We start from the raw sequence: 13,077 nt of genomic DNA, 5'->3' as shown, positions 1-13,077 counted from the left end.
ATGACGGCCTTTAGTTAACCCGCGAAGAGCCTAGGGCGCAACGCTAACGCAATGGCGGCCGTTCTTTGCGCCAGCTTCTTACTGCTGCCTTATGCCTCGCCGCCTATTGGTTTTGCTGTTACTGCTACTGCCGGCTTGGGTGGGCGCGCAGGGCATTAGCGGTACCGTGCGCGACTCGCTCACCCAGCAGCCGTTGCCGTTTGCCAGCGTGTTCGTGGTCAACACGACCCTAGGGGCCACTACCGACGAGCAAGGCCACTACGCGCTGCCCGCCCTGCCGCCGGGCCGCTACGAGGTGGCCGCTGCTTTTCTGGGCTACCGGCTGCGGCGCCAGGCGGTGGTAGTGGCCGCCGCGCCGCTCACCGTCAATTTTGCCCTACCGCCCGCCGCCCAGGCGCTGGGCGAAGTAGTGGTGCGCGCTCACCCCGCGCTAGCCGCTGACTACCAGCGGTTTCAGGAGCTGTTTTTGGGAGCATCCACCTTTTCGCGCCAGTGCCAGGTGCGCAACCCCGCCGCCGCGCAGGTCGATTACAACCCGCAGACGCGGCAGCTTACGGCCAGCACGCCCACCCAGCCGCTGGTGGTGGACAACCCGGCGCTGGGCTATCAGCTCACCTTTTACGACTTGGATTTTCGGGCCAGCTTCGCCGACGAAACCGTGACCGTGACGACGCTCAGCCAGGTGGTTTTTAAGGAGTTGCCGGGCTCGGCGGCGCAGCAGCGGCGCTGGGCGGCCAACCGTCTGCGCGCTTACCAAGGCTCGCTGCTGCATTTTTTGCGCGCCAGCTACGCCGGCCAGCTCGCCGAGCAGGGCTTCGAGCTGCGGCGCCTGCAGCGGCTGCCCAACCGCCGCTGGGCCCAGGCCGATAGCGCGCTACGCGCCTTGCAGGCCACCGGCAAGCTCGTAAACCAGCGCGACTTGCCGGCCGAAACCTGGCGCCACCTGTCCGAGCCCCACACCATTTCCATTCTCTACCGCCCCCTGCTGCCGCTCGACAGCGTGCGCCGGGTGGCGGCCGATGGCGGCGTGCAGCTGCGCTTCCGCGACCTGCTGGCCGTAACGTATGCCCAGGAGCGGCCCGATGCTAACTACCGCCTGCCGGGCCCCGGTTTCAGCCAAATTCGCCCGCGCTACCAGGAGTCGGTGCTGCGCCTGCAGCCGCCTTTGGTGGCCGAAATAGAGCCCAACGGCGTGCTCACCCAGCCGCTGGCCGTGCTGACGGAAGGCTACTGGGGCTTCGAGAAGATGGGCGAGCTGCTACCCCTTGACTACCAGCCGCCCAGCGCGGCGGCGCAGCCCTAGGTCCCGGCTAGCGCGGCACCGCTAGCAACTCGCAAGGCGTGGGCTACGTCTTTTGGCAGGCTTACTTGCTGCTGCCCTATGCGTTGCGCCCTGCTTGCCCTGCTACTGCTGCTACCCGGCTGGGCGCTGGCGCAGGCTGCTCTAAGCAGCACGCTAAGCGGCACCGTGCGCGACTCGCTCACCCAAAAGCCCCTGCCGTTTGCCAGCGTCTTTCTGGCCAATACCACCCTAGGGGCTACCACCAACGAGCAGGGGGAGTTTACGCTAGCGCGCGTGCCGGCCGGCAGCTACGATTTGGTGGCGTCCTTCGTGGGCTACCGCCTGGCCAAAGTGGCCGTGACAGTGGGTGGTCCCGCGCCGCAGCAAGTTGCCTTGCCCCTAGCCCCCGAAAGCAGCCAGTTGGGCGAAGTGGTGGTGCGCGCCAGGCGGCACGCCAACCGGCCCGAAGACTACCAGCGCTTCATCGAGCTATTTCTGGGGCGCACCTCGTTTTCGCGCCAGTGCCGCATCCGTAACCCTAGGGCCGTAATTGTTGACTACGATGCCAAGGCCAACGAGCTGACTGCCTCGGCCACCGACTACGTGGAGGTTGAAAATCAGGCCCTGGGCTACCGCCTAAAGTACTACGGTATGCATTTCAGCGCCAATTTTGGGCAGCAACTCGTGACATTCTACGGCCAGCCGGTTTTTGAGGAGCTGGTGCCGCGCAGCGCCGGCCAGCGGCAGCGCTGGGCCAACAACCGGGCCACCGCCTACCGGGGCTCGCTCACGCATTTTTTGTGCAGCGTGTACCTCGATAAAGTAGCGGCGCAGGGTTTTCTAGCGCAGAAGCTGCGCGTCATCCCCAACCCGCCCTTTGCCCGCGCCGATAGCCTGCGCCGCCAGCTGCTGCGCCAGCACCAGCACACGGCACTCAGCTCGGCCGAGATGGATTCGGTGGCGCGCTGGGCCCGCGTATACCCGAGCCTGCAGCTGCTCTACACCGCCCCTAGGCCCCTCGACAGCCTACGCCGCGTAGCCCCCGATGGCCGGGTGTACCTACGCTTCACCGACTACCTGCGGGTCACTTACTCGCGCGAGCCGCCCGACCCGCTGTATCCGGGGCCGCCGCGGCTACCGGGTGGCCCGCCCGACCCGCCGCCCCGGCAGCAGGTGTCGCGGCTGCAGCTGCTGGCGCACGAGGCCGAGCTGCAGCCCAATGGCCAGCTGCTAAACCCGCTGGCGGTGCTGGTGCAGGACTACTGGGGCTTCGAGAAGATGGGCGAGTTTCTACCTTTGAACTACGCTCCTCTATCTCCCATCCCATGATACATAAAGTAGTGCCCGACGCCGAAGCCGCCCTGGCCGGCGTGGCCAACGGCATGACCCTGATGCTGGGCGGCTTCGGCCTCTGCGGCATCCCCGAAAACGCCATTGCCGAGCTGCTGCGCCTGGGCGTCAACAACCTCACCTGCATCAGCAACAACGCGGGCGTCGATGACTTTGGCATTGGCAAGCTCTTGCAAACCAAGCAGGTGCGCAAGATGATTGCTAGCTACGTGGGCGAAAATGCCGAATTTGAGCGCCAGCTGCTGAGTGGCGAGCTAGCGGTGGAGCTGATACCCCAGGGCACCCTGGCCGAGCGCTGCCGGGCGGGCGGCGCGGGCATCCCGGCCTTTTATACCCCGGCCGGCTACGGCACCGAGGTGGGCGAGGGCAAGGAAAGCCGCGAGTTCAACGGCAAGATGTACCTGCTCGAAACCGCCCTGCGCGCCGATTTTGCCTTGGTTAAAGCCTGGCGCGGCGACACAGCCGGCAACCTGGTGTACCGCGGCACGGCCCGCAACTTCAACCCCATGATGGCCACGGCTGGCGTCATTACCGTGGCCGAGGTGGAGGAGCTGGTGCCCGCCGGCGAGCTGGACCCCAACCACATTCACACGCCCGGCATCTTCGTGCAGCGCATCTTCCAGGGGCAGGGCTACGAGAAGCGCATCGAGCAGCGTACCGTATCGCAGATTTAACGGATTTCGCGGATACGCTGCTGCGCAGCTGACTAGGCGGGTGGGTGTGGGGCTAACTAAGTAGCCTGGGTCGCTTGTTATGGTGGGCCCTGCGAAGCAATGAGAGACGGTTTTGCGTAAGTCCTACTAATTGTCAAACAGCAGCTTACAATTGATTTACACATGATAAAACAACTCTCACTGGGCCTTTTGCTGCTGGCGGGGCCTAGGGCCTTTGCGCAGCCTGCTAGGCCGGCGGCGGCCTCTACAATGCTGCCCGCGGTGGCCCCGGCCAGCGAAGGCGTGAGCGCGGCGGGGCTGGCGCAAATCGACCAGCTGCTGCAAGGCTACGTGGCCGATGGGCGGCTGCCGGGCACCATTGCCCTGGTGGCGCGCAATGGCAAGGTGGTGTACCGCAAGGCGTTTGGCTACGCCAACGTGGCCGCCAAAACGCCCCTGCAGCCCGATGCCATCGTGCGCATTGCCTCGCAAACCAAGGCCATCACGAGCGTGGGCATGCTGATGCTCTACGAGCAGGGCAAGTTTCAGCTCGACGATTCGGTGGCGAAGTATCTGCCCACGTTTGGCCGGGCCAGGGTGCTGGCCTCGTTCAACCCCAAAGATTCGAGCTATACTACCGTGCCGGCGCGCCACGCCATCACCATCCGCGAGCTGTTTACCCACACCTCGGGCATTGGCTACGCGGTGATTGGTACGCCCGAGGCGCGGGCTATTTATGCCAAGGCGCACATTCCCAGCGGGGTAGGCTCGCCGCCGGGCACCCTAGGGCCGGCCGTCGACGCGTTGGGCAAGCTGCCCTTGATGAACCAGCCGGGCGAGCGCTTCACCTACGGACTGAGCGTGGACGTGCTGGGCCGGCTGATTGAGGTGCTGAGCGGGCAGCCGCTCGACCAGTACCTGCGGGCGCGCATCTTCGCGCCCCTCGGCATGCGCGACACCTATTTCTACCTGCCCGCCGCGCTGCACAGCCGTCTGCAGCCCCTCTACACCGAGTACCAAGGGCGCACCGTGCCCATGCCCGCCAGCGGCCTGCTGGGTCTGCGGCCCGACTACCCCACGCGGACCGGCACGTACTTTTCGGGCGGCGGGGGCCTCTCGTCCACCATCGACGACTACGCGGTGTTTCTGCAAATGCTGCTCAACGGCGGCACCTACCAGGGCCACCGCCTGCTGCAGCCCGCCACCGTGGCCCTGATGACCCAAAACCAAATGGGCGACATCAACCAGGGCCGCAACAAGTTTGGCCTAGGCTTCAGCATCGTGACGCCCGCCGGGGCCGCCGAAACCGGCCAATCGGTGGGCAGCTACGAGTGGGGCGGTGCCTTCGGCACCGACTACTGGGTCGACCCCAAGGAGAAGCTGGTAGTGTTGCTCTACACCCAGAAATTTCCGCACGCCAACACGCCCGACCTGGTGCCGCACTTCCGCAAAGCCGTGTACGCGGCGCTCAGCAAGCGCCTGGCGGCCAAGTGATTTTTTCTACAAGAACGTCATGCTGAGCTTGCCGAAGCATCTCTACCGCGTAACTAACTCTAAACGTTAGGATTACTTACACGGTAGAGATGCTTCGGCAAGCTCAGCATGACGTTCTTGTAGTTATCCTACCTTAACTTTTCCCACCCCATGCCCTTAGACAAGCACGGTATTGCCCGGCGCATCGCCCAGGAAGTACCCAACAACTCCTACGTAAACCTCGGCATCGGCATTCCGACGCTGGTGGCCAACTACATCCCGCCGGGCATTAATGTGGAGCTGCAAAGCGAGAACGGCCTGCTGGGCATGGGGCCGTTTCCCACCGAGGTGCAAGTAGATGCCGACCTTATCAACGCCGGCAAGCAAACCGTGACCACGCTGCCCGGCTCCAGCCTGTTCTCGTCGGCCGAGTCGTTTGCCATGATTCGGGGCGAGCACGTGGACCTGACCATCCTAGGGGCGATGGAGGTGAGCGAGCGCGGCGACATTGCCAACTGGAAGATTCCGGGCAAAATGGTGAAGGGCATGGGCGGCGCCATGGACTTGGTGGCCTCGGCCAAAAATATCATCGTGGCCATGCAGCACGTGGCCCGCGACGGCAGCAGCAAGCTGCTGCCCAGCTGCACGCTGCCCCTCACCGGCCTGCGCTGCGTGAAAAAAATAGTGACCGAGCTAGCCGTGCTCGACGTGACGCCCGATGGCTTTGTGCTGCGCGAGCGGGCACCGGGCGTGAGCGTAGCCCAAATACGCGCGGCCACGGCGGGCCGGCTGGTGGTGCCGGTGCCCGACGAGCAGGTGCCCGAGATGACGGGCGTGTAAAGAGCCGGCTGCGCAGCGGGTGCGCCGGCGTAGCTTTAGGCTGAAAACAACTCATCCAGCCTACTTATGCGCCTACCGCTACCCTTGTTCGTTGCCTGCCTGGTCCTAACCACCGGAGTCGCCGCTCAAACCGCGCCCACCATCACCGCCGCCGACATGCCCGTGGTGGGCGACACGCTACGCCTGAGCGCGGCCTCCATCGCGCTGCCCGCCAGCGCCCCACCCCTGAGCCTCAACGGCGCTAACCGCACCTGGAACTACGCCGACCTGTCGGCCGCCAGCCAGCGCGTGGTGCGCTACGCCAGCGTAGGCTCGGTGGCGGGGGCCTTTCTGCAGCTCACGTTCAATAGCCCGCTGAGCCCCGACAACCGCGCTACCCTGGCCGCGCCCCAGCAGCTGCCCGCCGCGGCCGCCGCCCTGCCCGTCACCGACCCGGTAGAGTTTTCGGCGCTCACAGCGGCCGACTACCGGCTGGTGGGCTACGGGGCCACGTTTAGCGGCACGGCCGTGCCCGTTACCTACGCGAGCAAGGCGCAGCAGGACGTTATCTATCAGTTTCCGCTGGCGTATGGCGGGGCGGCCGTGGTGAGCAACTCGCTGCTGGCTACCCCGGCCGCGCTGGCCAGCACAGGGTCGTTCAGCCAGCAGCGGCAGCGCAGCACCCAGGCCGATGGCTGGGGCACGCTTACTACGCCCTTCGGCACGTTTCAGGCGCTGCGGGTGGTCAGCAGCCTCCTCGACCACGACGTGCTGACGATGGGCACCACCCCTAGCCAAACCATCGACCTACCGCTGCAGCGCGAGTACAAGTGGCTGGCCAACGGCGTGCACGTGCCCCTGCTTACCATCACGACGGTTACCGTGGCCGGGCTGGAAACCGTGACGGGGGTAGAGTACCGCGACGTGTACCGCCGCTTGGTCATTCTAGCCACCCGCAGCGGTGCACTGGCAAGCGGGCTGAGCGCCTACCCGAATCCTTCGGCCGCGGGCGCCGCGCTGCACCTGGCGGTGCCGGCCGGCAGCGAGCCTGTAGCCGTAACGGCTACCGACGTGGTGGGCCGCGTCCTTTTCAGCGGCCAGTGCCCTAGGGCCGCCAGCGAAGTAGTGCTGGACGCCCGCGCCCTGGGCGAGCACCGCGGTGTGCTGCTGCTGACGGTGAAAACCAGCCAGGGCACGGCCACTTGCCGGGTGGTGCGCCAGTAACCCGGCGCACCCTTTTGCCCGTTTACGGGTTATAACTACTCCACTAGCTGCCAGCACCCGCGCGGCCCGCCACTTGCTGCAGCATCCCCTAGGGCTTTGGGGCAGGCGCGGGGCTTTCGCTGGCCGGCTTTATTTCTGTCGTTTCTTTCCTCCTTATGGCTACTTCTTCCAGCAATGGCAAAGCCGCGCCCGGTGGCGCGCATCATCACAAAAAAGGTAGTAAGCTGGGCCCCGCAACCGCCGCCATCGACGAGCGCCTAACGCCCACCGCCGTGCCGGCCCACAAGCTGGTGCTGCGCACGCTGCGCCGCTCCGACTTTAAGGCCGTGGAGGGCATCATGGACAAGGTGTACTCGAATATGGAGGGCGCCTGGTCGGCCAACGAGTTTGCGGCCCTGCTGCGCAAGTTTCCCGAGGGCCAAATTGGCATTGAGGACAACGGGCGGCTGGTGGCGGCGGCGCTGGCCATCATTGTGGATTATAGCAAGTTTGGCGACAAGCACACCTACGCCAAGATTACCGGCAACGGCAAGTTTGACACCCACGACCCCGAGGGCGACACCCTCTACGGCGTGGACGTATTTGTGGACCCCGAGTACCGCAGCCTGCGCCTGGGCCGCCGCCTCTACGACGCCCGCAAGGAGCTGTGCGAAAACCTAAACCTGCGCGCCATGGTGGCTGGCGGCCGCATTCCCGGCTACGCGGCCTACGCAGGCGAGATGACGCCGGCCAAGTACGTGGAGCTGGTGCGCAACAAGGAGCTGACCGACCCCATCCTGACCTTCCAGCTGGCCAACGAGTTTCACGTGCGCAAAATCATCCGCGGCTACCTGCCCTACGACTCCGAGAGCAAGGCCTACGCCACGCTGCTGGAGTGGATTAACGTGTACTACGACGAGGAAACCGACAAGCTCATTGGCAACCAGAAGTCGAACGTGCGCATTGGCATCGTGCAGTGGCAGATGCGGGCCACGGCTAGCCTGGAGGACTTCTTCCAGCAGATTGAGTTTTTTGTGGATACCGTGAGCGGCTACAAAGCCGACTGCGTGCTGTTTCCGGAGTTCTTCAACGCGCCCATGATGGCCTTGGTGGAGGAGCGGTCAGCCTCGGCGGCCATTCGCCAGATGTCAGCCTTCACCGAGCCTATCAAGACGCGCATGATGGAGCTGGCCGTGAGCTACAACATCAACGTGATTGCGGGCTCGATGCCGGTGTACGAGGATGGGATGCTCTACAACGTCAGTTACTTATGCCGCCGCGATGGCACCGTAGACGAGCAGTACAAGCTGCACGTGACGCCCGACGAGGCCAGCTACTGGGGCATGCGCGGGGGCGACAAAATCAAGTGCTTCGACACGGACTTCGGCAAAATCGGTATCCTGATTTGCTACGACGCCGAGTTTCCGGAGCTGAGCCGGCTGCTGAGCGACCAGGGCATGAAAATCCTGTTCGTGCCCTTCTGGACCGACACCAAGAACGCCTACCAGCGCGTGCGCATCTGCGCCCAGGCCCGCGCTATTGAGAACGAGTGCTACGTGGCCATCACGGGCTCGGTGGGCAACCTGCCGAGGGTCGAGAACATGGATATTCAGTACTCGCAATCGGCCGTGTTCAGCCCCTCCGACTTCGCCTTCCCGCACGACGCCATCGTGGCCGAGGCCACGCCCAACACCGAGATGACGCTGATTGCCGACCTCGACTTGGACCTCCTGAAAGACCTGAATACCAGCGGTGCCGTGCGCAACCTGCGCGACCGCCGCAAGGACCTATACGGCGTGAGCTGGGTGAAGAAAACCGAGCGCGACGACGAGCTGCTCAGCCAGGGCGAGGAGCGTCAGCCCAGCACCAAGCCCACGCGCCGCAAGGTCGTGGCCGCCGCCCTCAGCACCGACTAAGCGTGCCAGCTAAGCCCTAGGGGCCACCAGTTGCCTAAAGGCCAGCCGACTAAACGGCTGGCCTTTTTTGGTAAAATAGCCCTGGGTACTCCGTAACGGCGTTTTTGCTGGCGGGCGATAACCTAGGCCTTTTCTGATTATCAAGCTGTTGCCTAACAAGCATTTATACTTCCACGCGCAATGGCATACGATGATTTTTTCATGAATATTCATTTAAAATTCATCCGAACTGCTTCTAGCTTCCGTACTTGCGTGCAGCAGTTGCCTGGCTTAGGGCAATTCGTATCCTCCTATTTTTTAACGTATGCCAACACTACTTACTCACGGGGTCAAAGCGTTGTCCTTGGCGGCGCTGCTGGGCGCGGCCACTACCGCGCCGGCCACCGCCCAAACGGTTTATGGCCTGCAGCTGGCGCTGCCGTCTACTTTCAGCCTGGTCACGTTCCAGGCCACGGCGCCGGGCACCTTCACGGCCACGGCGCCAATTACGGGCCTGGCCAGCGGGCAGGCGCTGGTGGGGCTCGACACGCGGCCCAATACGGGCGAGCTGTTTGCCTTGGGGTACAACAACTCCGCGGCCAGCGGCACGGCCAACGCGCAGGTGTACCGGTTGGCTACTACGGGCGCGCTCACGGCCGTGGGCAGCCCCATTACCCTGGCGCTAGGGGCCGACTTGCTACCTAAAATTGGTTTCGACTTCAACCCCACCGTGGACCGCATTCGGGTGACGGCGGCCAATGGCGCCAACTACCGCCTCAACCCCGTGACCGGGGGCATTGCGGCCACCGACGGCAACCTGGCCTACGCCACTACCGACACCAACACCGGCCAGACGCCGGGCGTGGGCGCCTCGGCCTACACCAACTCCTACATCGGCAGCACGGCCACCACGCTCTACAACGTGGATGAAACGGCTAGCCGCCTGGTAAGCCAGAACCCGCCCAACGACGGCACCCTGAACACCATTGGGGCCCTAGGGGTAACGGTGAATGGCCTGCTGCAAACAACCGACCTGGACATTGCCTACACCGGCGGCCAGAACGTGGCTTACCTGTCCGTAGCCACGGCCCAGGCTACGGGCACGGCCACCTCGCAGCTCTACACTGTGAACCTGACTACCGGCGTGGCCACGGCCGTAGGCACGCTGGGCAGCGCCAACGCCTCCTCCGGCATTAGTGATATTGCGGTGGCCATCGACCGCACGGTGCCCGCCACCGTGACGGGGCAGCTGGCCTACGCGCTGGCCGGCACCAACCTGGTGACGTTTGACACGGCCGTGCCCGGCACCATCCGCACCTCGCTGGGCATTACGGGCGTGGATGCTAGCCAAACGCTGGTGGGCCTGGACGTGCGCCCCGCTACCAACACCCTGTATGCCCTAGGGTACAACGCGGCCGCCACCGGCACTACCGCTAACGCGCAGATTTACACTGTGAACGGTGCCACCGGCGTGGCGCGGGCCGTGGGGACCGCCGTGCGCCTCGAGCTGGGCATGGGCAGCATTGGCTTCGACTTCAACCCCACCGTGGACCGCATTCGGGTGGTAGGGGCCAACCGCGCCAACTACCGCCTCAACCCCGCCGACGGCACCATTTCGGCCACCGATGGCACCCTGGCGTTTGCCGGCGGCACGGGCACGCCCAGCATCGGGGCGGTGGCCTACACCAATAGCTTTATGGGTGCCAGCGCTACTTCGACCACCACGCTCTATGACTACGACCAGGGCCTGAACAACCTCTACACCCAGGCCCCGCCCAACGACGGCACCCTGAACCTGGTGGGTAGCTCGGGCATTACGGTGAACAGCGGCACGCCCAACGTGGACCTCGACATCTACAGCCCCGCCGCGGGCACCAATACGGCGTATCTGGTGGCTAACACCGGCACCTCGGCCAATACCTCGCTCTACACCGTGAACCTGACCACGGGCGCCGCCACGCTGGTGGGCGCCATCGGCCAGGGCCTGGCGGCCCGCAACATTGCCATTGCCGGCGCTGCGGGCGTGGTGACGGCCGCGCGGCCCACCGAGCTGGCTACTGATTTCTCGCTGTTTCCCAATCCGTTGGCTAGCACTACCAGCCTCAGCTTCGGCCTGCCCCGCGCCGCCCGCGTCGAGCTGCTGGTAACCGACGCCCTGGGCCGCCAGGTCGACGCCCTGGATGCGGGCCTGCTGCCGGCCGGCGCCCACACCGTGCGCTGGAGCCGCGGCAGCCAGGCCGCCGGCCTCTACTTCTTCCGCCTGCGCTTCGATGGGCAGCCCGCCGGCACCCGCCAGGCCGCCCTTACCCAGTAGGCTTTCGGCTTTTCTGTTTGTTCCACGCTAAAAAGGCCGGTCCCGTTGGGGCCGGCCTTTTTTCGGTTGGTAGCCCCTAGGGGCCAGGGGCCGAGCTAGCGCGCGGCGGCCTCGTGGGTTAGGTGGGCGTGGTCGCGCAGCACGGTGTGCAGGAAAGCGGCATCGTCGAGGTCGGTGTGGATGCGCAGCAGGTCCTTGGTTTTGAGGGCGGCCTCGTGCAGCAGCGTGGCGGTGGCGGGCGTGAGGGGGCGCGCCAGCAGGCGGTGCAGCAGCGCGGCGTCGTGGTCGGCCAGGTTGGCGGCTTGCGGAAACACCGGCTGGTAGCCCGCCGGCGGGGCTAGGCTGGCGGCGCTGGGCACGGGGGCGGGCTGCGCGCGCAGGTTGATGACGCTGGTGCCGGCAGCCAGGTCGCCCAGGCGCTGCCCGCGGCCGTTGGCGGCAATGGTTATCATGGCCACCGCCCCGTAAAAAAACATATCCACGAAGCGCAGCAGCCAGCGCAAAAAGTAGTCGCCCACCCTCGGGGCCGTGCCGTCCAGGCGCACCACGCGCAGGTGGCGGGCCTTCTTGCCGATGCTCTGGCCGTTGAGAAAAATCTCGCACAGCAGGTTGTAAAACAGGTAGGGCGCGGCAATTAGAAACAAAACCAGCGCCGCCCCGATGGTGCCCGCGTCGCCCCAGTGCCAGTCGGAGTGCCGCGCCGCGCGGCCGCTGCTAGCACCAATCCAGTAGAAAATGCCCACCCAAACGGCCACATAAGCTATCTGCACCAGCGAGTCGATGAGGGTGGCCACGATGCGGTCGCCGATGCTGGCCACCTGGTATTCGAGGGTGACGTTTTGGGTGGTATGAACGCGGATGGAAGCCATAAACGAAAGCCAGCTGGCGGCCGCGCTAATTGAAGAACGGGGGAGCTTGCGCGGGCGGCCCGAAAATACGCCGCCCACTGGCGCGGCAGCAAGGGCGCTGCCTACCTTTAAGCGCTAAACTTTGAGCACCGTATGCGCGAGGCCGTTTTTTTGCGCCAAAACCAGGCGCGCTGGCAGCAGTACCAAGCCCAGCCCCCCGCTGGCCCCGACGAGCTGGCCGCCCGCTTCGTGGCCCTGACCGACGACCTGGCCTACGCCCAAACCTTTTACCCCAACTCGGCCACTACCACCTACCTCAACACGCTGGCCAGCGGCCTGCACCAGCAGCTGTACCGCACCAAGCCCGAGGAGCGGGGCCGCCTAGGGCGCTTTTGGGCGGTGGAGGTGCCGCTGGCGGTGGCCCGGCACCAGCGGGCGCTGGCCTGGGCCTGGGCCCTGTTTGTGCTGTTTACGGCCCTAGGGGCGCTGTCGGCCGCCTACGACGAGGACTTTGTGCGCGTGGTGCTGGGCGACGACTACGTGAACATGACCCTCGACAACATTCGGCGCGGCGACCCGCTGGCCGTGTACAAGTCGCAGGGCGAGGTGTTGTCGTTTCTGGGCATTGCGGCCAACAACCTGAAAGTGGCGCTGCGCACCTTCGGCCTGGGGCTGACCCTCGGGCTGGGCACGGTGTATTCGCTGTTCAAGAACGGCGTACTGCTGGGCGCGTTCCAGTATTTTTTCTACCAGCACCACGTGCTGCGGGCCTCGCTGCTGACCATCTGGATTCACGGCACGCTCGAAATTCCGAGCATCGTGCTGGCGGGCGGGGCGGGGTTCATTCTGGGGGGCGGCATCTTGTTTCCGGGCACCTACGCGCGGGGCGCGGCGCTGGCCCTGGCCGCCCGCGACGCCCTGAAGCTGGCCCTGGGGCTGGTGCCCATCATTGTGGCGGCCGCCTTTCTGGAAGGCTTCGTGACACGCCACACCGAGATGCCGGTGGTCCTGAGCCTGGGCATCATCGGCGGCTCGGCGGCTTTTATCGTCTGGTACTTCGGAGTGTACCCTAGGCAAGTGGCCCGGCGGGTAGCGCTGGAGAGCGGGCCTAAAAAAGGCGGTCATGCTGAGCTTATCGAAGCATCTCTACCGCCGCAGTAATCCTAACGTCAGGAATTAGTTACGCGGGAGAGATGCTTCGGCTACGCTCAGCAGGACGTTCTTTTTAACTTACCATTAA

10 protein-coding genes are annotated in these 13,077 nt (G+C 65.0%); 9 read left to right on the top strand and 1 reads right to left on the bottom strand.

Translation table 11 applies throughout. The annotated features are described in order from the left end of the window. Positions 1-91: 91 nt before the first annotated feature. From HHL22_RS21430 to HHL22_RS21395, 8 genes are all read left to right on the top strand, one after another. Positions 92-1,303, top strand: coding sequence for a carboxypeptidase-like regulatory domain-containing protein (locus HHL22_RS21430; RefSeq protein WP_169533417.1), 1,212 nt, complete (start codon positions 92-94; stop codon positions 1,301-1,303). A 78-nt stretch (positions 1,304-1,381) separates the two neighbouring features. Next, a complete protein-coding gene (locus HHL22_RS21425; protein ID WP_169533416.1) occupies positions 1,382-2,611 on the top strand; it encodes a carboxypeptidase-like regulatory domain-containing protein in 1,230 nt (409 codons plus the stop codon). After that, entirely contained in the window at positions 2,608-3,306 is a 699-nt protein-coding gene (locus HHL22_RS21420; RefSeq protein WP_169533415.1) for a CoA transferase subunit A, read from the top strand. The genes HHL22_RS21425 and HHL22_RS21420 overlap by 4 nt, the downstream gene beginning before the upstream one ends. Before the next feature lie 162 nt (positions 3,307-3,468). After that, complete coding sequence (locus HHL22_RS21415) at positions 3,469-4,779, top strand: serine hydrolase domain-containing protein (RefSeq protein ID WP_169533414.1); 1,311 nt, start codon at positions 3,469-3,471, stop codon at positions 4,777-4,779. A gap of 150 nt (positions 4,780-4,929) precedes the next feature. Next, entirely contained in the window at positions 4,930-5,598 is a 669-nt protein-coding gene (locus tag HHL22_RS21410) for a 3-oxoacid CoA-transferase subunit B (RefSeq protein WP_169533413.1), read from the top strand. Positions 5,599-5,664: 66 nt separating this feature from the next. Further along, complete coding sequence (locus HHL22_RS21405) at positions 5,665-6,801, top strand: hypothetical protein (RefSeq protein WP_169533412.1); 1,137 nt, start codon at positions 5,665-5,667, stop codon at positions 6,799-6,801. 338 nt (positions 6,802-7,139) lie between these two features. Then, complete coding sequence (locus tag HHL22_RS21400; RefSeq protein WP_241738235.1) at positions 7,140-8,696, top strand: carbon-nitrogen hydrolase family protein; 1,557 nt, start codon at positions 7,140-7,142, stop codon at positions 8,694-8,696. Between the two features lie 304 nt (positions 8,697-9,000). Further along, a complete protein-coding gene (locus HHL22_RS21395) occupies positions 9,001-10,989 on the top strand; it encodes a DUF4394 domain-containing protein (RefSeq protein ID WP_169533410.1) in 1,989 nt (662 codons plus the stop codon). 95 nt (positions 10,990-11,084) lie between these two features. Here the strand turns inward: HHL22_RS21395 and HHL22_RS21390 are convergent, their stop codons facing one another. Then, entirely contained in the window at positions 11,085-11,858 is a 774-nt protein-coding gene (locus HHL22_RS21390; RefSeq protein ID WP_169533409.1) for an RDD family protein, read from the bottom strand. 132 nt (positions 11,859-11,990) lie between these two features. Here HHL22_RS21390 and HHL22_RS21385 point away from each other — a divergent pair, with 132 nt between their 5' ends. Beyond that, positions 11,991-12,998 (top strand): stage II sporulation protein M, encoded by a 1,008-nt coding sequence (locus tag HHL22_RS21385; RefSeq protein ID WP_169533408.1) that lies wholly within the window; start codon positions 11,991-11,993, stop codon positions 12,996-12,998. Positions 12,999-13,077 lie beyond the last annotated feature (79 nt).

Source organism: Hymenobacter polaris, from assembly GCF_012927305.1.
In the GTDB taxonomy this organism is placed as follows: Bacteria; Bacteroidota; Bacteroidia; order Cytophagales; family Hymenobacteraceae; genus Hymenobacter; species Hymenobacter polaris.
This window is presented reverse-complemented; position numbering and strand designations above follow the sequence as displayed.